Here is a 22,652-nt window from a genome sequence, read left to right on the forward strand (position 1 = left end):
CCCCCCCCCCCCCCCCCCCCCCCCCCCCCCCCCCCCCCCCCCCCCCCCCCCCCCCCCCCCCCCCCCCCCCCCCCCCCCCCCCCCCCCCCCCCGCCCGGATCGGCGCCCCGGCGTTCGCCGGCCCGTACATGCCCGCGCCCGTTGCGGGCACGCGCACACACATGGGCACACAGCATGTGGAGACGGAGCGAAAGTACGACGGCGCCGCGCTTCCGCGGCTCGACCACCTGCCGGGCGTCACCGCCGTGCGGGATGCCGCACCCCAGGACCTCGACGCGGTCTACTACGACACACCGGACCTGCGCCTGCTGCGCCGGCACATCACCCTGCGCCGGCGCAGCGGCGGCGACGACGCCGGCTGGCACCTCAAGCTGCCGCGCGCCGGCGACGAGCGCGCGGAGGTCCGCCTGCCGGCGGCGGCCGGCGGCCCCGGCGACGTCCCGGGCGAGCTGTCGCGGCTGGTCGCGGCCTTCACCCGCGGCGCCGCCCTCGCGCCGGTGGCGCACCTGCGCACCCGCCGTCGCCGGCTGCTGCTGCGCGACGAGCGCGGGGACACGCTCGCACAGGTCACCGAGGACCAGGTCGCGGCCCAGGTCCTCGGCGTGGACGGCGGCGGCGCCACCCAGGTCGGCGGGTGGACCGAGTTCGAGGTCGAGCTGGACCACGGCACGCCGGCGCTCCTGGACCGCGTCGAGGCCGTGTTCACCGACGCGGGGCTGGTCCGCTCGCCCTGGCCCTCGAAGCTCTCCCGGGCCCTCGACGGGTCGCGCCCGGCCGACGCCGCGGCCGGCACCCCGGCGTCCGCCCAGGCGCCCGGATCGGCGGGCGCCCTCGTCATGGACGGCTTCCGGGCCCAGCTCGAGGCGCTGCTGACCCTCGACGCGGCCGTGCGCCTGGGCCGGGCGGACTCCGTGCACCAGATGCGGATCACCGCCCGCCGGCTGCGCAGCCTGCTCAAGGCCCACCGGCGGCTCTTCCAGCGCGGCCGCACCGAGGCGCCGGCCGCCGAACTGCGCCGGCTGGGACAGCTGCTCGGCCGGGCCCGGGACCAGGAGGTGCTCGGCGAGACGCTGGTCGACCAGCTGGACGCGGTGCCCGCCCAGCTGCGCCGGGGCGCCCTGCGCGGCCGGCTCACCGAGCGCTACGCCCAGGGCTACCGCACCGCCTGGCGCCAGGCCGTCGCCGAACTCGACGGCGCCCGCTACTACGCCCTGCTGGAACGGCTCGAAGCCTTCGCCGCCGACCCGCCACTGCGCCGCCGGGCCGAGCGGGACGCCCGCCGCTACGCCCGCGACGTCCTGCGGCGCGAGCAGCGCCGCACGGTCAAGCGCCTCGACCGCGCGCTGCGCCTCGACCCGGGCCCCCGGCGCGACCTGGCCCTGCACGGCGCCCGCAAGGCCGCCAAGCGCGCCCGCTACACCGCGGAGCACGCCCAGTCGCAGATCCCGCGGCGTTCGGCGAAACGGGCGGCGCGCTTCGGGGAGCGGATGAAGGAGCTGCACAAGGTCCTCGGCGCCCACCAGGACAGTGTGGTGGCCCGGCAGGAACTGATCGCCCTGGAAGGCCGGGACACCGGCGGCGAGCGGCACGCCTTCGCCTACGGCGTGCTCCACGAACGCCAGCGGCACACCGCCGACGACGTCTTGCGGCGCCTGCCGAAGCTGCGCCACCGGGCCGGGCGCCGCAAGCTCACCCGGCTGTGAGCGCACCGCCGTAGGAGTCGCGCCGTAGGAGTCACGGCGCGGTGTCGCGGCTGGGGAGTCACGGCGCCGGGAATCTTTGCGGCGCCGCCTTTCTGACGTATCATCTGCCGATCTTGGAAGACCGCTGCGGCCGCCGGCGTCCCGTGCGGGTGCGGCGGCCGCAGCGGCGATCGTCACGAACGGGGGGTTTTCGCATGGCCGCGCACACCGGTGCCGCCGCGAGAGGGCTGGCCGTGGGCCTCGCATCGATCCTGCTGGGGGGTGCGCTGAGCGCCTGCGGCTCCAGCCCGGTCACCGGAGCGCTGGCCGGCACGGTGCCGCAGCAGTGGGTGGACTTCCCGACCGTGCTCGCCGACAAGGGCGCGGTCAAGCAGACCCTGCCGGACCCGGCGACCATGCCCGGCTGGAAGGCCCACAGCAAGGAGGTCGACGAGGAGGACGGCACCGACGAGGAGTGCCCCGGCTGCAAGCTCGACGGCACCGCCGACTTCGAGACCGGCGGCGCCAAGGCCTCCTTCATGATCACCACCTTCGCCACCGGGGCCCAGGCGACCACCTACCTCACGACGACCGCGAAGCGGGCGGCGAAGGACGCCTCCCCGCTCTCCGTGGCGACCATCGGCAACGAGACCACCGCCTACAGCGGCACGTTCGGCAGCGACACCGGGGACGTCATCCTCATGCGGGTGGGCACCGTCGTCGCCGGTGTCCTGGCCACCGGCCCCTCGGACGTGCCGAAGCTGCAGAAGATGGCGACCATGCTCGCCCGGCGCATCGAACAGACCGCCGCCGGACAGCGCGCCGACGCCACCCTCGACACCGCCTGAGCCACCGGGCCTCAGAGCGCCACCGGCCCGCGGCGGGCCGCGCGGGCGCAGCGCAGCAGTTCCTCGCCGTAGGGCAGGGCGACGAAGGCGGCGGTGGCGGCGGCGAAGCCGGCGAGGTAGCGGGCGGGCAGCGGGTGGGGCTTGGGGTTGAGGCGCCAGGCCCGGCGGGTGTCGCCGCCGCGGGCCAGGGAGCGTACCTGGTCCCAGTGCAGGCAGGCGGTGAAGGCGACGGCGGTGAGCGGCAGCACTTCCAGGAAGCTGTGGATGTGCTGTTCGAGCGGGGTGACCTCCCGCCGGCCGGTGGCGATGGTGACGTCCCACAGGGCGGTGGCGCCGTGGGCGAGGGCGGCGGCGCCCATGGTGGCGAGGACCAGCGGGTTGATCTCGGCGACCAGGCCGAGGACGACCGGTGTGCCGGCTTCGGCCATCATCAGGGCGTGGACGAGTGATTCCCGCAGTCCGCTGGTGTCCTCGATGTCGGAGCGGCGGTGCATGACCCAGTCGCCGACGGCCGGTGCGAACCACAGCGGCAGCACCCCGTAGAGGAGGAAGCGCCGGCTGGCGTTCTCCACGTCGTCGGCGGGGCCGGTGGTCAGCTCCGGTGCGGCGCGCCACCGTCGCCAGGGGCGGGTGCGGGTGCTGGGCATGGGTCGTCCTCCTGTCTGGGCGGATCTCACGAGCCTCCCGCGCCTCATCGGCGTGGTGGCGGGCCGCGTACCCGGGTTCGGGCCTGGTACGCGACGTCCGGGCCGTCGGGCGGTTCGCCGGTGCGGCCGGCGCCGTGTGCTCCCCGGTGAGGACCGGGGCGGGCCCGCCGGTGACGCCGCCGCGGGCCGGACCCGCCGGTCAATTCATAGAGGAGCGGTCCTGGCGGCGGCGCCGCAGCCACACCGGAAGGCGGTGGCTGCCCCCCGAAAAGCCGATCGCCCGGGGCGGCGCCGTCCAAGCGCCCCGTGGACCGGAGGGGGCGGCCGGGGGCCGGGACGGCGCCGCGCCGCGCCGTACCAGCGCTGCGGGTGGGGGCGCCCCGGCCGCCGGCCGCGGGCCGGGCTACAGGAGGACGAGCAGCTTGGTACCGGGCACCAACTTGCGGTTGACGGAGGTCGATTGGACGAAGACGGTGTACGACGGGTTGTCGCCGGGCTTGACGGTGGCCTCCGCCGAGGGCAGGCCGAGGAGCCGGCGGGCCGCCGGGCCCGAGAAGACCCTGCCGGTCATCCGGCCGGTGGCCGGGTCCTTCTCCGCGACGGCGAGCTGCTTGGTGCCCTGGATCTTCTCGCGCTTGGACAGTTCGTAGAAGGCGCAGCCGGTCTTGTAGGGGTGGCCGGCGCTGGTGACGAAGTCGCGGATCGGGGTCTGCTGGTCGACCGGGATCAGGATGTACTTGCCGGTGTCGAGGGCGTCGAGGTTGGCCTTCACGTCGGCGGTGTTCAGGTCCTGGCCCATGGCGAAGAGGTTCCTGGTGCCGCGCACGCCCTTCTCGCGGCCGCGCAGGAAGCTGGTGGCGGCGGTCTTGACGGTGCCGATGGCCTCCTCGACGCCCTGGCTGGAGTCCGCGTCCCAGATGGCGATGTTGCCGGCCGGGAAGCCGTACTCCTGGGCGGTGCGCTTGGCCAGGGAGTTGGGGACCAGGATCGCCGAGGTCCAGTGGTCGGGCAGTTCGTCCATGGCGCGCTGGATGCGGCCCATCCAGTCGTGCAGGACGGCGGTGCCCCGGCCGGCGGCCATGCGGATGTGCATCTGGCCGTTCTCGGAGCAACCGGAGGCGTTCTCCTCGCCGTCGGTGACGACGACTTGGAGGAAGGAGTGCTCCCCGTAGCCCTCCCAGATGTTCTTCAGGTCGTCGACGGACTTCACGGCCGCCTCGATCAGTGCCGTCGCTCCGTTGTCGACCCGGTAAAGGCCCCGCAGGGACGGCAGGTGCTTGACGTCCATGTCCCAGACCAGGTTCTGCACTTCGTGGTCGAACGCGTAGAGGCTGATGCGGGTCTCGTGGCCGAGCCGGTCGGATTCCTCCTGGAGGCCCTTCACGAACTCGTCCACCACGCGGATGAGTTGCTCCTGGTGCGGGCGCATCGATCCGGATTTGTCGACCACCAGGGAAACGTGGTTGACCTTGTGCTTGATCCGGTTCGCGGACATGCTTCCACCCCTTTTTCCGACGCTTTTGCGGGCGCCTTTTCGGCGCCTTTCCGGGCGTCCCCTCCAACGTTGTCCCCACTTTATGAGGGGGCACTGACAGTGGACGCCCGGGCGGAAGGGCGGCGGGCCCGGCCGGCCCTGCGGGACGGTCCGGGACGGTGCGGGACGGCAGTAGCCTGGATGGTTGGCCACGTTCCATACCGGAGGCGAGGGTGTCGACGACGACTCGGCCGAACCATGAACTGCAGACGATGGGCGACCTGTTCGGGCTGCCGGGCGAACCCGGGCCGCCCGAGGTCCAGGAGCGGGCGCGGCGCGCGGTGGCGGCGCGGGCCCGCGGCGTCGAGGACTGCCGGCTGCTGCTGGAGGCCCTGGGGCTGCTGACCCGTACGGCGCCGCAGGCCGGGCCCGGGCCGTGACGCGCGCGGCCCGGGCGCTCAGGGCCCGGGCCGGCGCGGGTGCCACTCCACCAGGGCGATGGTGGCGTCGTCGCGCAGCCGGTGGTCCTGGTGGGTGACCAGGGCGTGGATGAGGCGGCGCAGGGCCTCGGGGGCCGGGTCACCGCCGGCCATGTGCTGGACGAGGGTGTCGGTCAGCCGGCGCTCCCCGAAGAGTTCACCGGAGGCCGAGCGGGCCTCGGTGACCCCGTCGGTGTAGACCAGCAGCCGGTCGCCGGGCTGCAGCCTGGCGTGGTGGACGGGCTGCGGCCCGTGCTCGTGGAAGCCGAGCCCGAGCGGTAGTTCGGCGTGCCGGCGCAGGGCGTGCGCGACGACGTGGCCCTCGCGGATGAGCAGCGGTGGCGGGTGGCCGCAGTTGACCCAGGACAGCTCGCCGGTGGCGGTGTCGAGGTCGGCGATCACCGCGGTCATCAGGCGGTCCGGGATCCACCGGGCCAGGGCGCGGTCGATGGTGTGGGCGATGTCGGCCAGGCCGCCGCCGGCCCGCCGGGTGGAGCGGCAGGCGGCCAGTGCGACGGAGCTGGCGCCGCCGGAGGCGAGGTCGTGGCCCATCGCGTCGAACACGGACACGTGCAGGTGCCCGCCCGCGACCGCGTGGTCGAAGGCGTCCCCGCCCACGTCGTAGGCCGGTTCCAGGACGGCGCTGGAGGTGACGTCGCGGGTGCCGATGGTGCGCGGCGGCAGGAAGGCCCACAGCAGTTCGGCCTGCAGGCTCATCCGCTGCTCGCGTCCCACGGCGACGAGGACGTCGCTGTACGCGCTCTTGGACACCACCAGCAGGGCGACCAGGGCCGCCAGCGCCTCGTAGCAGGCGATCACGCGGGGGTGCCCCACCCCGCCCTCGATCCGCAGGACGCCGATCCGCTCGACGCCGTCGACCAGTGGGAACCAGCCCGCCGCGGGCGTGGTGGAGGAGAGCTGGGTCCGTTGCAGCCGGTAGGCGCGGCCGCCGAGCGTCCCCTCGACGTCGACCCGGGGCGCGGGGCGCCCGTCCTCGGGGTCGGGCAGCGGGACGAGGTGGCGCTGCTGGACGTCGGCCAGGTAGACCCGGGCGTCGTCCGCGCCCAGCGCTCGGGCCGCCTCCCGCACCATGGCGGGCAGCTCGGCCGGGCCGCTCGAGCGGGAACGGGCCAGCAGCCGGGCCAGCACGCCGCCCAGCACCGCGTCCTCGCAGCTCACGCCGCCCACCTCCGGTCGGATCGTCCGCCTGCCCGGCCACGGCCCGGTGCCGCGCCGCCGCGCGGGCCGGGGCCGCCTTCTCCTCCATGATCCGGGCCGGGCGCGCGGTCGGCGCCCCGGTGCGGGGCGGGCGCCCCCGGGGCCGCGGCGCTGCGGCCGCTGCGGGCCGCAGCGCCGCGTGCCGGCGGGGTGGCGGCGGGATCGGCCGGGCGGGTCATGGTCGGGGGCCCGGTGTTTCCCTGCGGCGGCGGGGGGTGATTCCTTGCGGCCGGGGCGGCGGGCGGTGTCCGCCGCCGGGCCGCCGTCGGAGGGTTCCACCGTGTCGCTGCTGTCGTGCCGTCGTGGGGGTGTGGTCGCCGCTGCGGTCACCGCCTCGTTGCTCGCCGCCTCGCTGGTCACCGGGGCCGCCGGGCCCGCCGCCGCGGGAGGCGGTGTGGGCGCCCTGGCCGGGGAGGACGGGGAGCGGGGGCTGCGGGGGCGGCTGCAGGAGCTGGTCGAGCGCCCGGACGGGCCGCCCGGGGCGATCGCGGTGCTGCGCGACGGCGACCGGGTGCGGGTGTTCCGGGCCGGGGTGGCCGAGGTCGGCACCGACCGGGCGCCCCGGATCGACGACCACATGCGCCTGGCCAGCGCCTCCAAGGCCTTCAGCGGCGCGGTCGCCCTGCGGCTGGTCGACTGCGGGCTGCTCGCCCTGGACGACACCCTCGCCCAGCGGCTGCCCGCCCTGCCGGCCGCCTGGGGCGCCGTCACCCTGCGCCAGCTCCTCAACCACACCAGCGGCCTGCCGGACTACAGCGCGGCGCCGGCCTTCGTCGAGCAACTCCTCGCCGACCCCCACCACGTCTTCGACTCCCGCCACCTGCTCGACTTCGTCGCCGACCAGGGCCTGGAGTTCGCCCCCGGCACGCGCTACCACTACTCCAACTCCGACAACATCGCCGTCGCCCTGATGGCCGAGGCCGCCACCGGGCAGCGCTACGAGGACCTGCTCACCGACGAGGTCTACCGGCCGCTGGGACTGACGCGCACCAGCCTCCCGTCCGGCTACCGGCTGCCCGAGCCCTACCTGCACGGCTACGCCGTCCAGCCGCCCGCACCGCCGCAGGACGTCAGCACCCTGTTCGGTGCCTCCGGCGCCTGGGCCTCGGGCGGCATGGTCTCCACCCCCCGGGACTTCAGCACCTTCGCCGCCGCGTACGCCGGCGGCCCGCTGATCAGCGACGCCACCCGGCGCGAGCAGCGGACCTTCGTGCCGGGCGCCTCCGAGCCCGTCGGCCCCGGCACCAACCGTGCCGGGCTGGCGATCTTCGAGTACGCCACCCGGTGCGGCTCGGTGTACGGGCACACCGGCAACACCGCCGGCTACACCCAGTTCGGCGCGGGCACGGCCGACGGGCGCCGCAGCGTCACCGTCAGCGTCACCGAGCAGGTGAACGAGGCGGGCAACCCCGACCTGCTGGCGCACCTGCGGGCTGTCGAGGAGGACTTCGTCTGCGCCCTGCTGGCCGACCGGCCCGACCGGCGCGGGTGACCGGGCGGGCTCAGACCTCCTCCTCCATGCCGATGGCCTCCTCGAGCGCCCTGCGGGCGTCGCCCGTGTCCCGTCCCTGGAGCTGGCGCAGCGAGGCGGTGGCGATCGCGTCGAGCTTGTGCTGCACGGCGTGCTCGGCGCGGCGCTCGGAGTTCTTCAGCAAGGTCAGGAGCAGCAGGTTGAGGGCGGTCATGATGTCCCCGACCAGGATCTGCCATTCCAGGGCCAGGCCGGCGGCGTGGACGGCCGCGAAGGCGGCACCAGGAGCACGCACAGGACGTAGAAGGCCGGGGAGCTGGTGAGGTTCGACGCGCCCTCCGCGAACCGTTCGAACCGGCCCCGCCCTTCCCGGGTGCGCTCGGACGGGTGACGCAAGGCCATGATGCGTGCCCTTCTGTGCGGCGCGGCCGGTGCACCGTCGGTGGTGGGGCCGGCCACCGCCAGCGTCGCCGCCGGGCCCGCCGCCCGCACGCGGTGCTGGGCCGACGGGCGGTGCCGGGCCGGGCGGGTGGCTTCGCGCCGGGCGGGTGGCGTCGCGCCGGGCGGGTGGTGGGCGCAGGCACGGGGGGGTAGGCGTGCCCCCGAACGACCCGTTGGGCGAACCGGCGAGCGGCCGGACGGCGAGGGAGAGCGGACACATGAACCCCATCGAACGTGCCCTGCGCACCCTCGACCACGCCCAGCAGCGGCACACCGCCCCGGGGATGGTCGTCGGCGTGGTCAAGAAGTACGGGGACGACCGCTGCGGCCTGCTGGCCGCCCTGATCACCTACTACGGCTTCGTCGCGCTCATCCCGCTGCTGCTCCTGCTCAGCACCGTCCTCGGCTTCGTCCTCCACGGGCACCCGGACGCCCAGCAGGCCGTCGTCAACTCGGCGCTCGCCGACTTCCCCATCGTCGGCGACCAGCTGCGCCAGAACGTCCACTCGGTGCAGGGCAGCGGGCTGGCCCTGGTCGTCGCGCTGCTCGGCCTGTTGTACGGCACGCTGGGCGTGGCGCAGGTCCTCCAGCACGCCATGGCCGAGATCTGGAACGTGCCGGGGGTGGTGCGTCCCGGCTACTGGCCGCGCCTGGTGCGCAGCCTGGTGCTGTTCGCCGTCCTCGCCGTCGGCCTGCTGCTGGCCACCGCCGCCGCCACCCTCGTCACCCTGGCCTTCGGCGGGCCGGCCGCCCGGATCGGCGGCCTGGTGCTGTCCGCGCTGGTCAACACGGCTCTGTGCCTGGCCTGCTTCCGCGTGCTGACGCCCAAGACCGTCCCCACCCGCGCCCTGCTGCCCGGCTGCGTGATCGCCGGGCCGCTGTTCACCGTGCTGCAGGCCTTCGGCGCGCTCCTGGTGGCCCACCAGCTGCGGCACGCCACGGCGGTCTACGGGTTCTTCGCCACTGTGATCGGCCTGCTCTCCTGGCTCTACCTGAACGCGCAGATCGCCGTGTACGCGGCCGAGGTGAACGTGGTCCTGCACCGGCGGCTGTGGCCGCGCAGCATCCTGCAGCCCCCGCTCACCGGGCCGGACGAGGAGGTCCTGGGCTCCATCGCGCGCCAGGAGGAGCGCCGTCCGGAGCAGCGCGTCGACGTCGGCTTCACGGACGAGGAGGAGGGCGGGAGCGGGGGCGGGGACAGCGACGGCCAGGGCGAGGACGAGGGCCCGCGGAAGGGGCCGCCGTCGGACGACTGAGGGGGCGCGGGGCGGGGGTCGGTCCTGGTCGGGCGTGGCCGGGGCGTCGGTGATCAGCCGGCTGGCGGGGTCGCGGTCGTCGCCGGGCGCTGCGGCGGCGTGTTCGGCGGCGTGTCCGGCGGGGCCGCCGGACGGGTGGATTGTGCGGGGGCGGCGCGCGGCGGGGCGTGGGCCGCCCCGGGGGGCGTCGAATACTCGCGCCGTGGGGTGGACGGCGGTGGCGCCGGGCCGGGGCCGCGCCCGCTTGGACCAGGGAGGATGCCGATGGGGCGTCAGGGCACGGGCAGGCTGCGGACGGCGGTGGCACTGGTGGTCGGTGCGCTGCTGGCCGGGTGCACCTCTGCGGCCGCCACCGATCCGGCGGCCGTCTCCACCGCGTCCCCTTCGTCGGCACCGGCCACCGCCCCGCCGGCGCAGCCGGCGCCGCAGCTGACGCGGGACCAGGTGAACTCGGCCCTGGGACGGATCGACGGCTACGTGCAGGACGTGCTGGCGAAGTCGGGCGTGCCGGGGGCGGCCGTCGCCGTGGTCTACAAGGACGAGGTCGTCCACGCCAAGGGCTTCGGGGTGCGCGAGCTCGGCAAGCCGGAGGCGGTGGACCCGGACACGGTCTTCCAGCTGGCCTCGGTCTCCAAGCCGATCTCCTCCACCGTGGTCGCCGGGGTGGTCGGCCAGAAGGCGGTCGCATGGGACGACCCGGTCTCCGCCCACGACCCCGGCTTCGCGCTGGCCGACCCGTACGTGAGCGCCCACGTGACCATCGCCGACCTCTTCTCGCACCGCAGCGGCCTGCCCGACCACCCCGGCGACCTGCTGGAGGACCTCGGCTACCAGCGCGACTACATCCTGCAGCACCTGCGGGACGAACCGCTCACGCCGTTCCGGGCGGGCTACGCCTACACCAACTACGGCCTGACCGAGGCCGCGGTGGCCGTGGCCAAGGCCAAGGGAGTGGCCTGGGAGGACCTGGCGGCGGATGTCCTCTACCAGCCGCTCGGGATGAACTCCACCAGTTCCAAGCGCTCCGCCTACGACGGCGCGGCGAACAAGGCGGCCCCGCACGTGCGCAGCGGTTCCGGCTGGCAGGTCAGCACCACCGAGAACCCGGACTCGCAGTCGCCGGCCGGCGGGGTGAGTTCCACGGTGCGCGACCTCGCCCGGTGGATGCGGCTGCAGCTGGGCGACGGCACCTTCGAGGGCCGGCAGGTCATCGACCCGGCGGCGCTGAACCAGACCCGGCTGGCGCACTCCGTGAGCATTCCGCCGCAGGCACCGGCCGGCAACACCGGTTTCTACGGCCTGGGCTGGAACGTCGGCTACGACGCCCGGGGCCGGCTGCGGCTGAACCATTCCGGCGGTTTCCTCCTGGGCGCGGCGACCACGGTGACCCTACTGCCCTCCGAGCAGCTCGGGATCGTCGTGCTGACCAACGGCCAGCCGACCGGCGTGCCGGAGGCGGTGGCCGAGGAGTTCTTCGACCTCGCCCAGGAGGGCCGGGAGACGGTCGACTGGTTCGGCCTGCTGAGCAAGGTCGTGCCCGCCGCCGCACAGGGGAACGTCTCGCCGACCGACTACGGCAAGCCGCCGGCCGGTGCCGCCCCCGCCAAGCCGGACACGGCGTACACCGGCACCTACGGCAACGGCCACTACGGGCCGCTGACGGTGAGCGCCGAGAACGGCGGGCTGGTGATGAGCGTGGGACCGGACAACCAGCGCTTCCCGCTCCAGCACTACGACGGCGACGTCTTCAGCTTCCAGACCCGGGGCGAGAACGCCGTCGGCCTGTCCGGGGTGACGTTCACCGTGGGGGCCGACGGGAGGGCCGCCAAGGTGGTGGTCGAGCAGTTCGACGAGCACGGGCTGGGGACCTTCACCCGCGGGTAGGACGCGGCCGGTGGCGGCGGGGCGCCGACGCCGTCGGGGCGCCGAAGCCGTCGGGGCTCCGCGGCCGTCGGAGCCGTCGGGGCGATTACCGGCCGGTACCTGCGGCGGGGGGCGGCGCGGCGGGAACCCTGCGCCGATTGGGCGCACCACCGTGCAGGAGATCCCGGGAGCCGTTCATGCCGTCGCCCGACCGCCGTGTCCCCCCGGCCGCCGCCCGGCCGGCGCGACGCGCGATGCTGCGCCGCCTGGGTGAGTGGTGCGCGCGCCACTCGCTGGTTGTGATCGTGCTGTGGATCGTCGCCCTCGCCGGCGTGCAGGCCGCGAACAAGAGCGTCGGCGGCACGTACTCCGACGACTTCTCCCTGCCCGGCACCCAGGCGCAGCAGGGCAGGGACGTGCTGCAGGCCCATGAGCCGGCCGCCGCGGGCACCAGTTCGCAGGTGGTGCTGCACGACGCCGGGCAGTTGACCGGTTTCCAGCCGCAGATCGCCCAGGCCGTCGCCTCGCTCCAGCAGCTGCCGCACGTGCTGTCCGCGCAGAGCCCGCTGCCGCCGCCCGGGCAGAGCGCCCCGCCGGGCGGGCCGCTGGCCGCGGACGGGCTGACCGGGTACATCACCGTCCGGTTCGACACCGCTCCCGCCCTGCTGGGCACCGGTTACCTGGCCGGGGTGGACGCGGCCGTCGCGCCGCTGCGCCAGGCGGGGGTGCAGGTGGAGTACGGGGGGCCGCTGGGCGAGTTGGCCCGGCCGGCGCCGGACGACCGGGCCAGCGAGGTGATCGGCTTCGCGGTGGCGGTCGTGGTGCTGCTGGTGGGCTTCGGCAGTGCGATCGCGGCCGGTCTGCCGCTGCTGACGGCGTTGTTCGCGGCGGTGGTGGGGCTGGGGGTGCTGGGGCTGGTGGCGGCGCTGTCCACCTTCGCCACCGTCGCGCCCACCCTGGCGACCATGATCGGTCTCGGGGTGGGCATCGACTACGCGCTGTTCCTGCTGACCCGTCACCGGCAGAGCCTGATGGACGGGGTGGATCCGGTCGCCTCGGCCGGGCAGGCGGTGGCGACCAGCGGGCGGGCGGTGCTGGTGTCGGGCTGCACGGTGATCATCGCGCTGTCCGGGCTGTCGGTGTCGGGGATCTCCTTCATCGCCAAGCTCGGGGCGGCGGCGGCCGTCACCGTGGTGTCGGCGGTGCTGGGCGCGCTCACCCTGCTGCCGGCGCTGATGGGGCTGATCGGGCCGCGGATGGACCGGTTCGCGGTGCGCCGTGCGGTCGCCGAGGCCGCCGGGGACGGGGCGGGGGGCTGGGACCGCTACGCGCGGCGGGTCGAGGAGCGCCCCTGGCGGTACCTGGTGGCGGGGGTGGTGGTGCTCGGGGTGCTGTCGGTGCCGCTGTTCTCCATCCAGCTGGGCCACATCGGCGACGGTGCCGACTCCACGGACTTCACCGACCGGCGGGCCTACGACCTGATGTCCCAGGCGTTCGGGCCGGGGTCGAACGCGCCGCTGACCGTGGTGGTCGACCAGAGCGCGGTGCCCGCCGCATCGCGGGCGGGTCTGCAGTCCTCGCTGCAGCAGGCCCTGACCGGGGTGCCCGGCGCCGCGAGCGCCACCGCGCTGCAGACCAGTTCGGACGGCGCGGTGCTGTTCGGCACCGTCATCCCGGCCGGTGCCCCGCAGGAGCGCGCCACCACCGACCTGGTCAACCGCCTGTCGGACACGGTGCTGCCGGACACGGCGGCCGGCACCGGCGCGAAGACCTACCTGACCGGCAACACCGCGGCCCAGGTCGACTTCCTGGACATCGTCTCCAGCCGCCTGGTCCTGATCATCGCGGTGGTGGTGGGGCTGGCCTTCCTGATCATCCTCGCGGTCTTCCGCGGTCTGCTCGTCGCCGTCAAGGCCGCGGTGCTCAACCTGCTCTCGATCGCGGCCTCGTACGGGGTCGTGGTGGCGGTCTTCCAGTGGGGGTGGGGCGGGCCGGCCCTCGGGGTCGCGGGGAAGGTCCCGATCGAGAGCTACGTGCCGATGATGATGTTCGCGATCGTGTTCGGGCTGAGCATGGACTACGAGATCTTCCTGCTCTCCCGGGTGCACGAGTTCTGGCTGCGCACCGGGCGCAGCCAGGACGCCGTCGCGCACGCGCTGGGGATCACGGCGCGGGTGATCTCCTGCGCGGCGCTGATCATGGTGAGCGTCTTCGCGGCGTTCATCGTCAGCGACAACATCGTGATCAAGATGATGGGTCTGGGCCTGGCCGTCAGCGTGCTGGTGGACGCCACGGTCGTGCGGCTGCTGCTGGTGCCGGCGGTCATGACGCTGCTCGGGCCGGCGGCCTGGTGGACCCCGCGGTTCCTGGACCGGATCCTGCCGCACATCGACACCGAAGGGCGCGGCGGGACGCCGTAGGCGGGGCCCGGGGGCCCCGCCCTGGGGTTCAGCGGGCGCAGCCCGAGGGTTCAGCGGGCGCTGCCGAGGTTGCGGTCGTGGTCGGCGCCTTCGAGCAGGAGGGTGGTCTCCTCGATGCGGCGGAAGCGGCCGTCGGGGGCGAGCTCGGCGAAGAGGTAGACCTCCATGCGGACGGTGGAGCCGTCGGTCTTGGTGACGGTCATGGTGTGGCGGTCGGCGTAGCGGTCGCCGTGGGCGAGTTCGTCGTGGACCTCGACGGAGCCGGTGGCGACGACGGTGCGCAGGTGGGCGATGTGGGCCAGGAATTCCTGCCGGTCGTCCCACCGGCCGTCGGTGCGCTGGCGGTAGTCGGGGGCGAAGTGCCGGTCGACGGCCTTGTGGAGGTCGAGTCCGGGGGTGAGGAGCAGGTCGGTGAGGGCGGTGGTGATGTCGGTGCGGGGCACGGGGTTCCTCCGGTGGCTTCCCTGAAATAGATGCGTGCTTGAGGCACGCACCTCACCGTACAGGGAAAGCGTGTTTCGCGCACGCTAATCTGGAGGGGTGACCAATCCGACGGGACATGAGATCGCCGAGGCCCTGGGACTGCTGCTGCGGCGCAGCACCCGGGCGGGCCTCCACGCCCAGCTGACCGACGGCCTGGGCGAGGCCGTCGACGACCTCACCTACCCGGTGCTCAGCGGCCTGGCGCGCACCGGGGCGTGCAGCGCCGCCGACCTCGGCCGCGAGGTCGGGCTGGACCGCACCACCGTGACCCGCCGCGCGGACCGGCTGGAGGAGGCCGGGCTGCTGCGGCGCGAGGCCGACCCGGGCGACCGGCGGGCGACCCTGCTCGTCCTCACCGGCGCCGGGCAGGACGCGGTACGGGTGACCCGGGAGCGCCTGGCGGAGCGCATCGAGGGCTCCCTCGCCTCCTGGCCGGCGGCGGACGCCCGGGCCTTCGCCCGGCTGCTGCGGCAGTTCGTCGACGAGGGGCCGTTCCAGGCGTAGGCGCGGGCGGGCCTGCACCCGGCGGGCGGGCGGAGCCGGCGGCGGGCGGGCGGCCGGCACGCGCCGGGCGGGCGCCGGCCCCGGTGCGGTGGTGCGGCGGCGCCTCAGGCCCGGCGGGCCGCGGTGAGCGCGGCGGGGGCGGCGCCCAGCCACCAGGCGGGGTCGGCGCTGCCGTCGGTGGTGCGGCCGTCGCGGTGGACGTAGTGCCGCACGTCCCGTCCGGGCTCGGCGAACTCGCCGCCCAGGGCCCGCTCCAGCCACTCCGCCGCGAACCGGAACACCTCGCCCGCCACTCCCCCGAGCGGGTGGAACTCGTCCTCGTAGACCCGCAGTTCCTTCGGCGCGCGGATGCGCTCGTAGCTCTCCAGCGCCTGGCCGAGGTCGGTGAGCTCGTCGAACTCGCCGATCCCGTACAGCACCGGGCAGGCGATGTCGGCCACCAGGTCGCCCAGCGGCATCCGGTGGGCCAGGTCGCGGTCGAAGGCCTCCTCGTCGGTGTACCCGGCCATGTACATGTAGTTGTTCTTGAAGGTCGGCTGGGCGCGCTCGAAGATCGTCGTGAAGTCGCCGGTGACGGCCTCGAAGGCGGCGAGCGCGGCCAGGCGGCGGTCGGCGGCGGCCGCCCGGGAGCCCCAGTAGCCGCTCATCGAGATGCCGAACATGCCGATCCGGCCGGCGTCGACCTCCGGGAGCGCGGCCAGGTGGTCGAGGTAACGGCCGATCGCCCGCTCGTAGTTGGCGAGGTCGACGGTCAGCCCGCCGGCCCGGCTCTCGCCCTGGCCCGGGCCCTCGATGGACAGCGCGACCATGCCGCGCGAGGTGTAGTAGCGCTCGGCCGCCCAGATGTAGTCCTCCTTGATCATGTCCATCCCGGGGCCGAGGATGACGGCCGGCGCGTTCTCGACCGGGCCGGCCGGCAGGTGCAGCAGGGCGAAGATCCGCGAGCCCTCGAAGTCCAGCTCCACCCGCCGCACCCGGCCCTCGCGCAGCGCGCCCAGGCGCGCCACGCAGTGGTCGGCGCGCTCACGCATGGCCGCCTTGCGCGGGTCGGCCGCGTCGAAGATCGAGTACTGCGCCCGGCCCCACATCACCGCCGCCCTCAGGTAGAGGTCGGCGGCGGTGCGGGCGAAGCCGCCGCGCTCGTGGTGGGCGGCGCGCTCCTCGGCCTGGCCGGCCACCGTCGCCCAGGCCTTGGGCAGCATCGCGCCGCTGCGCACCAGCGCGAAGACCTTGGCGAAGTCGGTGTGGTCGTGGCCGAGCTGCTCCATGGTGGCGACGGCCTCGGGGTGCAGGGCGTCGAAGCCGCCCTGGGCGAGGGCGGTGTCCAGGGCCCAGCTCTGGCCGGTCGAACGGATGGTCATGGGTCTCCTCCAGGGGTCCGGTGGTGGGGTTTTCCTCAGCACTTATTGAGTAAGTACTTAGTCATTAAGTACTGAGGCTAGGCTGGTGTCAACCCGCCGCCCCGCCGAGGAGAACCCGCCATGGCCGCACCGCCCCCGAGCCCCGACCGCGCCCGGGCGCTCGACCGCCTGGCCCGTGCCGCCTACCGCCTCAGCGCCGCCGACGCCCGGCTGCGCGGGCGCGCCACCCGCAGCCCGGGCGCCCTCTCCCTCACCCACGCCCGGGCCCTGCGCACCCTGGCCGAGCAGGGCCCCCTCACCATCAGCCGGCTCGCCGCCGGCACCGAGACCACCGGCGCCGCCACCACCCAACTGGTGAACGGCCTGGTCGCGGCCGGCTACGTCACCCGCACCCGCCAGCCCGAGGACAAGCGCTCCGTCCTGGTCGCCCTCACCGACGCCGGCCGGGCCCGGCACGACCAGCGCCAACAGGCCCTGGCCGAGGCCCTGCACACCGACCTCGGCGACTACGACGACGACGCCCTGGACCGGGCCACCGAGGTGCTGCAACGCCTGTCCGCCGTCTACGACCAGCTGTGAGACGCTCCGCCCCGCCCGCCCGGCGCACCTGACGGCGCCTCGGCGGGCGGCGCCGGCCGGGCCCCGGGGTGTCGCCCGTACCGGCCGGGGCGGCGGCGCGGGCGGGGGCCGGTCCGGTGAACGGCGGCAACGCCCGGAAACGCTCGTCCAGCACCGCGCTCGCACCCACCCGGGCCAGCGTCCGCCGCACCAGCGTCAGCGGGTGCGCGGGGAACAGCGCGTCCCACTCCGGAAGGTCGGCCACGTGGTACGGCAGCGGTGAGCGCAGCCGCGGATCGTAGGGGTGGGGCCGGAAGCAGGCGTCGAAGCCGACCTTGTCGGCCACCACCGCCTCCCGCGCGCCGGTGACCGCCCCTTCGGCGGCCTGCACCTTCAGCATCACGCTGCACCGCTCCCGCGGCACCGTCCACGCCCCGACGAACACCTGCCCCTGCCCACCGGGCCTGGGGACCTTGACGATCTGCCACAACCCCGGCACCCCGCCCAGCTCGCGCACCGACGCCTCGATCAGCGCCGCCCCGCCGCGCGCGATGTAGCGCGCCAGCTCACGCAACAGCCGCTCCCCCGCGTCGAGCGGGGCCACCAGGTCCGGCACGAGCGCGAAGTCGTGGACGGACAGCACCACCCCCCGGTCGTCATCCCACACCCGGTCGCCACCGCCGTAGCCGTCCATGTCCTCCCGGGCGACGAAACCGGCCAGATCCAACCCGATGATCGCACTCATGCCGGCCATCCTCCGACCCCAACCACCCGCCCGTAAAACCCTTTTGCCCCTCCGGGCCCCGACGCCCGGCCGCCCTTGACCTCAAGCGGGCTTGAGGCGCGAGCCTGAGCGGGTGCCCCTTCCCCTGACGGCTCGGCTGCCGCCCCGGACGTACCGGCCCCTGCTCGCCCACCGCGCGTTCCGGCGGCTCCTGCCGGCGCTGGCCGTCTCCGACCTGGGGGACGGGACGAGCACGGTCGCGGTGGCGTGGCTGGCGGTGCTGATCGCGCCCGCCGGCCGGTCCGGGCCGGTGGTCGGTGCCGCGGTCGCCGCCTACGCCCTGCCCGGGGCCGTCGGAGCACTGGTCTTCGGCAGGTGGCTGCGCCGGCTGACGCCCCGGCGGCTGCTGGTCGCGGACTGCTGGGTGCGGGCGCTGTTCCTCGGCTGCGTGCCGCCGGCGTGGCTGGCGGGAGTGCTGCACCCGGCCCTCTACGTCACGCTGCTCGCCGGATCGTCGGTGCTGCACGCCTGGGGCAGTGCGGGACGGTACTCGCTGCTCGCCCAGGTGCTGCCCCCGGAACAGCGGCTGGCGGCGAACGCGCTGGTCAGCGCCAGCGGTTCGGCGTCCGTCATCGTGGGTCCCGCATTCGCCGGACTCCTGGCGACGGCCGTCAGCCCGGCCTGGATCATCGGCTTCGACGCCCTGTCTTTCGCCGCCCTGGCCGTCCTGGCCGGGCGGGTCGGGCAGGTCGGGCGGCGGGACAGCACGGCCGACACGGCTGCTCCCGCTGGCGCCGGCCGCCCAGCGGCCGGGCTGCGCCTGGTGTGGCGCCGGCCCGAGCTGCTCGGGCTGCTCGCGCTGACCTGGTCCCTCAACTTCCTCTACGGACCCGTGGAGGTCGCGCTCCCGCTGCACGTCACCACGGACCTCCACGCCGGCGCGGGCCTGCTCGGGCTGTACTGGACGCTCTTCGGGGCCGGCGCCGTTCTGGGCGCGCTGGCGGCGGGCGCGCTGCGCACCCTGCCGCTGTGGCCAGTCTCGCTGGGCATCGTCGCGGGCTGGGGCCTGGCCCTCGTGCCGTTCGGCCTGGAGGTGCCGGTCTTCGTCACCCTCGCCTGCTTCGCGCTCGGCGGTCTGGTCTACGGCCCCTTCACCGCGCTGTCCTTCACCCTGCTCCAGGACCGCACCCCGGCTGCCTGGCTGACCGTCGTCCTCGCCACCCGAAGCGCCGCCCTGCTCACCGCCGCGCCGCTGGGCACGGCGCTCGGCGGCCCGCTCACCGCCGCGCTGGGGCCCCGGCGGGTGCTGGCCACCTCGGGATTCGCGACCCTCACCCTGGCCATCGGCCTGGCCATCGCCTCGACCGCCGCACTGCGGGCCCGAGGAGGCGGTGGGCGCGGCGGCGACCCACTGCCGGGTGACCAGCGGGGCACACGCCATCCCGCGACGACTCGTCACCCCCGAGCGGCCGACCGACGGCGGCCGGGGCCGCCCCGCAGGTGAGGCCCGCGCTCACGCACCGCCGACCTCCACCCAACCACCCGGCCGGACAACCCATTTGTGGGTGCTCGCCCGGTACGCCGCCGAATGCGGCACCCGGCGGGCATCCCACGCGGCACGGCGCCCGGCGGGCCCGGCCTCCGGGGGAGGCGGGGGCCGCCGGGCGGCGGGGCGGGGGCGGTGTCAGGGGGTGAGGGCCCACTTCTGGTGGGCCAGGCCGTTGCCGTCCCAGATGCCAGCCGGGTGCGGCCCGGTCTTGGGCCGGTGCCAGGGCGGGGGTGCCGGTCGCCGCGGTGGCGTGGTCGTTCAGGTGCGGGTGCGGGCGGTGTTCCGCAGGCGGGGGAAGGCCAGGCGCAGCACGGTGCGCCACTCCAGGGCGCGGGTGGGGTGGCGCTGGGACGGGTCGGCGCCCGGGCGGTCGCGCGGGACGCGCACCCGCAGGGTGCGGGTGCCGAGGGTGCAGACGACCGGCGTGGGCAGGGTCAGCGCCTCGCCGTCGACGGCGACCGGGATCCGGGAGGCGTCCGCGTGCACCGTGACCCGGCGCGCCGACGTCACCGTCAGCCCGGTGGCCCGCGCGCCGCGCAGTGCCAGTTCGGCGGCCTGGGCGGCGCCGTCGACGCGCACGGCCAGGACGCCGAGCACGCCCCGGTCCAGGCGCGGGCGGCGGCCCATGCTGATCGCGTCGGGCGCGGCGTAGGGGTTGTTGCTGACCAGCAGCGCCTGCGGGGCGTCCAGGCGGTGGTCGCCGGCCTGGGCGGTCATGCGGGGGCCGTTCGCGCCGAGCAGGAGGTCCGGTAGGGCGTCCAGGGCGGTGGCGGTCTTGGCGTCGCGGTACTGCGGGCTCTGCACGATCTCGGCGTAGGCGCCGAAGGAGACGGTGTTGACGAAGGGCCGCTCGCCCACCAGGCCGAGGTCCACGCGCAGTTCGACGCCGTCGCGCAGCGCGTCCAGGCAGGTGGAGGGGTCGGCGCGGTCGAGGCCGAGGTCCATCGCGAAGTGGTTGCGGGTGCCGGCGCTGACCACCAGGAACGGCAGGCCCGCCTCGGCCGCGACAGCGGCGACCAGCGCCTGGGTGCCGTCCCCGCCCGCCACGCCGAGCAGGTCGGCGCCTTCGGCGACGGCCCGACGGGCCAGCTCGCCCACGTCCTGCTGGACGGAGGTGTCCAGCAGGATCACCCTGGCGCCCAACTCCTCCGCCTTGCCGACCAGGTGGAAGCGGCCGACCTTCCCGCCGCCGGACCTCGGGTTCATGATCAGTACCGGCCGGCGGGGCGCCGGAGCCTCCCGCTCGGGCATCGCCCGCGGCGGGCGGGCCGCCCGCAGCGCCACGCGGGCCAGGCCCAGGGCGGCCAGCCACAGGGCGAGCGCCACCGTCACCGGCAGCAGCACCTCCGTGACGACCGCCAGCGCCACCACCGCGAGCGGCGCGGCGACCGCGAGCACCGCGCCGGCCCACCGGGCCACCCCGCGGTGGGCCAGCGCCCACCACGCGCCGGCGGCCATCAGCACCAGCCCGACGTTCTCGGCGAGCAGCACCAGCAGTCCGTGCAGGCCGGTGAACGCCAGGACGACGAGCGCGGCCGCCGCGCACAGCAGCGCGATCCGCGCGAGGATGCGCGGACCGCGGCCCGCCGCCTTCGTCATCGGCTCCCCACCTTCTCCGCCCTTCGCCACTGTCGGTCCGGCTTGGTTCGTACCGGGGAGCGCGCAGCCCGCACCGGGGCCGTTGGGCCGCCTGCACCCGGGCGCCGTCCGTCCGGTCACGGTAACCGGCGGGGGCCGGCGCCCGCGTGCCGGACGCGGCGCGCGGGCCGGCGGCGTTGCCGGCAGGGGCGGGGCCCGGTTCAGGGGTGAGCAGGGTGTGGAGTTCGGCGGCTAGAGCAGGGCGGGGTCGAAGCCCGTCCCGGCGAAGTGGCCGGCCAGTTCCAGGGACAGCATGCCGTGCAGGCGGGTCCACAGGGTCAGGAAGCGGTGCAGTGCCTCGGGCGGGGCGGGGTGGTCGCCGGCCCGGTCCCGGTGCTCGGCCAGGTGGGCGGCGAGCGCGTCCGCGGGGGCGGCGGGGGCGGCGGGGGCGAGTGCGCAGGTCAGGAGCGGGCCGGGTGCGCGCGGGAGGGCGGGCGGCCACGAGAATGGTGCGGACAGTTGCTCGGAGTACAGCGTCGTACAGAGCTCGACGTCCAGAGAAAGCGAAAACCCCACCATGGATCTCGGCGTGCGCTGGAAGCTGCACGGTGACGGGCGCACGCCCGCGCCGGGGGCGGTCGTCCGCCCCGACGAACGGCTCTCCTGGCCCCGCACGGTAGGGCTCGGCGCCCAGCACGTGGTGGCCATGTTCGGCGCGAGCTTCGTGGCGCCGGTGCTGATGGGGCTCGACCCCAACCTGGCGATCATGATGTCCGGCGTCGCGACCGTGATCTTCCTGCTGGCCACCCGCGGCCGGGTGCCCAGCTACCTCGGCTGCTCGCTGTCCTTCGTCGGGGTCGCCGCGGTGATCCGGGCCCAGGGCGGCACCAGCGCGACGGTCACCGGTGCGGTGCTCGTGGTCGGCGCGGCGCTGTTCCTGGTGGGCGTGGCGGTGCAGTACTTCGGGGCGCGGATCATCCACGCGGTGATGCCGCCGATCGTCACCGGCGCCGTCGTCATGCTGATCGGCTTCAACCTCGCCCCGGTGACCGCCTCGACCTACTGGCCGCAGGACCAGTGGACGGCCCTGCTGGTGATGCTGTTCACCGGGCTCGCGGTGGTGTGCCTGCGGGGCTTCTGGTCGCGGGTGGCGATCTTCCTGGGACTGGTCTTCGGGTACGGGATCTCCTGGGTCTTCGACCGGGTCTTCGGGAAGATCCACTCGGTGGACGCCGGCGGGCACCTGACCGACCACTGGCGCCTGGACCTGTCGGGCGTCGGCAAGGCGGACTGGCTCGGCCTGCCCGCCTTCCACGGCCCCTCCTTCCAGTGGTCCGCGGTCCTGGTCGCGCTGCCCGTGGTGATCGCGCTGGTCGCGGAGAACGCCGGACACGTCAAGGCGGTCGGCGAGATGACCGGCAGCAACCTGGACGACAAGCTGGGCACCGCGATCTCGGCGGACGGCGTCGGCTCCATGCTCTCCACCGCGCTCGGCGGCCCGCCCAACACCACCTACTCCGAGAACATCGGCGTCATGGCCGCCACCCGCGTCTACTCCACCGCCGCGTACTGGGCCGCGGCCGGCTTCGCCCTGCTGTTCGGCATCTGCCCGAAGTTCGGCGCCGTGGTCGCCGCGATCCCCGGCGGGGTGCTCGGCGGCATCACCGTCATCCTCTACGGCATGATCGGCCTGCTCGGCGCGCAGATCTGGATCAAGTCCGAGGTGGACCTGCGCAACCCGCTGAACCTGGTGCCGGCCGCCGCGGGCATCATCATCGGCATCGGCAACGTGACGATGAAGTTCACCGACACCTTCACCCTCAGCGGCATCGCCCTGGGCACCCTGGTCGTCATCACCGGCTACCACGCCCTGCGGGCCCTGGCCCCGGCCCACCTCAGGACGCAGGAGCCGCTGCTGGACGAGGGCACGTCCTCCTACGACGAGCAGCCCGGGGAGACCGAGCAGCGCCCGTAGCGCTGCGGGGGGGGGGGGGGGGGGGGGGGGGGGGGGGGGGGGGGGGGGGGGGGGGGGGGGGGGGGGGGGGGGGTGGGGGGGGGGGGTGTGGCAGGGCGCGCGCCTGCTGGCGCGGGCGAGG

General features: G+C 75.2%; 19 protein-coding genes and 1 pseudogene. 12 read left to right on the forward strand and 8 right to left on the reverse strand.

Annotated features, from left to right (window positions below; all coding sequences use genetic code 11):
- The first annotated feature begins 161 nt into the window (after window positions 1-161).
- On the forward strand, window positions 162-1,703 hold the full coding sequence (locus ACZ4WV_RS30980; RefSeq protein ID WP_465751959.1) for a CYTH and CHAD domain-containing protein: 1,542 nt from the start codon (window positions 162-164) through the stop codon (window positions 1,701-1,703).
- Window positions 1,704-1,897: 194 nt separating this feature from the next.
- On the forward strand, window positions 1,898-2,530 hold the full coding sequence (locus tag ACZ4WV_RS30985; protein ID WP_465751960.1) for a hypothetical protein: 633 nt from the start codon (window positions 1,898-1,900) through the stop codon (window positions 2,528-2,530).
- An 11-nt stretch (window positions 2,531-2,541) separates the two neighbouring features.
- Here ACZ4WV_RS30985 and ACZ4WV_RS30990 read toward each other — a convergent pair whose 3' ends face one another.
- Window positions 2,542-3,177 carry a diguanylate cyclase gene (locus ACZ4WV_RS30990; protein ID WP_465751961.1) on the reverse strand — a complete coding sequence of 212 codons (636 nt, stop codon included), beginning with the start codon at window positions 3,175-3,177 and terminating at the stop codon, window positions 2,542-2,544.
- A 403-nt stretch (window positions 3,178-3,580) separates the two neighbouring features.
- Window positions 3,581-4,672 carry a vWA domain-containing protein gene (locus ACZ4WV_RS30995; protein ID WP_465751962.1) on the reverse strand — a complete coding sequence of 364 codons (1,092 nt, stop codon included), beginning with the start codon at window positions 4,670-4,672 and terminating at the stop codon, window positions 3,581-3,583.
- Window positions 4,673-4,884: 212 nt separating this feature from the next.
- Here ACZ4WV_RS30995 and ACZ4WV_RS31000 point away from each other — a divergent pair, with 212 nt between their 5' ends.
- Window positions 4,885-5,091, forward strand: a complete 207-nt coding sequence (locus ACZ4WV_RS31000; protein WP_465751963.1) for a hypothetical protein — start codon at window positions 4,885-4,887, stop codon at window positions 5,089-5,091.
- 18 nt (window positions 5,092-5,109) lie between these two features.
- Here ACZ4WV_RS31000 and ACZ4WV_RS31005 read toward each other — a convergent pair whose 3' ends face one another.
- Window positions 5,110-6,309, reverse strand: coding sequence for a PP2C family protein-serine/threonine phosphatase (locus tag ACZ4WV_RS31005; protein WP_465751964.1), 1,200 nt, complete (start codon window positions 6,307-6,309; stop codon window positions 5,110-5,112).
- 319 nt (window positions 6,310-6,628) lie between these two features.
- On the opposite strand from ACZ4WV_RS31005, the gene ACZ4WV_RS31010 reads away from it, so the two are divergent.
- The gene (locus tag ACZ4WV_RS31010; protein WP_465751965.1) at window positions 6,629-7,840 is read left to right on the forward strand and encodes a serine hydrolase domain-containing protein; all 1,212 of its coding nucleotides are present in this window, start codon (window positions 6,629-6,631) and stop codon (window positions 7,838-7,840) included.
- Window positions 7,841-7,850: 10 nt separating this feature from the next.
- Here the strand turns inward: ACZ4WV_RS31010 and ACZ4WV_RS31015 are convergent, their stop codons facing one another.
- Window positions 7,851-8,114: a hypothetical protein gene (locus ACZ4WV_RS31015; RefSeq protein WP_465751966.1), complete on the reverse strand. Its 264-nt coding sequence runs from the start codon at window positions 8,112-8,114 to the stop codon at window positions 7,851-7,853.
- 364 nt (window positions 8,115-8,478) lie between these two features.
- On the opposite strand from ACZ4WV_RS31015, the gene ACZ4WV_RS31020 reads away from it, so the two are divergent.
- The 3 genes from ACZ4WV_RS31020 to ACZ4WV_RS31030 all read left to right on the forward strand — a co-directional run bounded on the left by ACZ4WV_RS31020 (window position 8,479) and on the right by ACZ4WV_RS31030 (window position 13,799).
- Window positions 8,479-9,516: a YihY/virulence factor BrkB family protein gene (locus tag ACZ4WV_RS31020; protein WP_465751967.1), complete on the forward strand. Its 1,038-nt coding sequence runs from the start codon at window positions 8,479-8,481 to the stop codon at window positions 9,514-9,516.
- Window positions 9,517-9,780: 264 nt separating this feature from the next.
- Window positions 9,781-11,400 (forward strand): serine hydrolase, encoded by a 1,620-nt coding sequence (locus ACZ4WV_RS31025; protein ID WP_465751968.1) that lies wholly within the window; start codon window positions 9,781-9,783, stop codon window positions 11,398-11,400.
- A gap of 176 nt (window positions 11,401-11,576) precedes the next feature.
- Window positions 11,577-13,799 carry an MMPL family transporter gene (locus ACZ4WV_RS31030; protein WP_465751969.1) on the forward strand — a complete coding sequence of 741 codons (2,223 nt, stop codon included), beginning with the start codon at window positions 11,577-11,579 and terminating at the stop codon, window positions 13,797-13,799.
- A gap of 50 nt (window positions 13,800-13,849) precedes the next feature.
- On the opposite strand, the gene ACZ4WV_RS31035 is transcribed toward ACZ4WV_RS31030, so the two are convergent.
- Window positions 13,850-14,242, reverse strand: a complete 393-nt coding sequence (locus ACZ4WV_RS31035; RefSeq protein WP_465751970.1) for a nuclear transport factor 2 family protein — start codon at window positions 14,240-14,242, stop codon at window positions 13,850-13,852.
- Window positions 14,243-14,339: 97 nt separating this feature from the next.
- Between ACZ4WV_RS31035 and ACZ4WV_RS31040 the strand changes: the two genes are divergently transcribed.
- Window positions 14,340-14,786, forward strand: a complete 447-nt coding sequence (locus ACZ4WV_RS31040; protein WP_465751971.1) for a MarR family winged helix-turn-helix transcriptional regulator — start codon at window positions 14,340-14,342, stop codon at window positions 14,784-14,786.
- Between the two features lie 104 nt (window positions 14,787-14,890).
- Here the strand turns inward: ACZ4WV_RS31040 and ACZ4WV_RS31045 are convergent, their stop codons facing one another.
- Window positions 14,891-16,147: an alpha/beta hydrolase gene (locus ACZ4WV_RS31045; RefSeq protein WP_465751972.1), complete on the reverse strand. Its 1,257-nt coding sequence runs from the start codon at window positions 16,145-16,147 to the stop codon at window positions 14,891-14,893.
- 120 nt (window positions 16,148-16,267) lie between these two features.
- Between ACZ4WV_RS31045 and ACZ4WV_RS31050 the strand changes: the two genes are divergently transcribed.
- The 3 genes from ACZ4WV_RS31050 (at window position 16,268) to ACZ4WV_RS31060 (ending at window position 18,933) form a co-directional block, all read left to right on the forward strand.
- Window positions 16,268-16,726 (forward strand): MarR family winged helix-turn-helix transcriptional regulator, encoded by a 459-nt coding sequence (locus ACZ4WV_RS31050; RefSeq protein WP_465751973.1) that lies wholly within the window; start codon window positions 16,268-16,270, stop codon window positions 16,724-16,726.
- Window positions 16,727-17,040: 314 nt separating this feature from the next.
- The gene (locus tag ACZ4WV_RS31055; protein ID WP_465751974.1) at window positions 17,041-17,262 is read left to right on the forward strand and encodes a hypothetical protein; all 222 of its coding nucleotides are present in this window, start codon (window positions 17,041-17,043) and stop codon (window positions 17,260-17,262) included.
- A gap of 300 nt (window positions 17,263-17,562) precedes the next feature.
- Window positions 17,563-18,933 carry an MFS transporter gene (locus ACZ4WV_RS31060; protein ID WP_465751975.1) on the forward strand — a complete coding sequence of 457 codons (1,371 nt, stop codon included), beginning with the start codon at window positions 17,563-17,565 and terminating at the stop codon, window positions 18,931-18,933.
- A 303-nt stretch (window positions 18,934-19,236) separates the two neighbouring features.
- On the opposite strand, the gene ACZ4WV_RS31065 is transcribed toward ACZ4WV_RS31060, so the two are convergent.
- Together ACZ4WV_RS31065 and ACZ4WV_RS31070 are read right to left on the reverse strand one after the other, a co-directional pair.
- Entirely contained in the window at window positions 19,237-20,577 is a 1,341-nt protein-coding gene (locus ACZ4WV_RS31065) for a diacylglycerol/lipid kinase family protein (RefSeq protein WP_465751976.1), read from the reverse strand.
- Window positions 20,578-20,811: 234 nt separating this feature from the next.
- Window positions 20,812-21,003 (reverse strand): annotated as a pseudogene (locus ACZ4WV_RS31070) (TetR-like C-terminal domain-containing protein); the annotation flags it as partial.
- Between the two features lie 130 nt (window positions 21,004-21,133).
- Here ACZ4WV_RS31070 and ACZ4WV_RS31075 point away from each other — a divergent pair.
- On the forward strand, window positions 21,134-22,531 hold the full coding sequence (locus ACZ4WV_RS31075; protein ID WP_465751977.1) for a uracil-xanthine permease family protein: 1,398 nt from the start codon (window positions 21,134-21,136) through the stop codon (window positions 22,529-22,531).
- Window positions 22,532-22,652: the final 121 nt, after the last annotated feature.

Source organism: Kitasatospora sp. NPDC029312 (assembly GCF_055569215.1).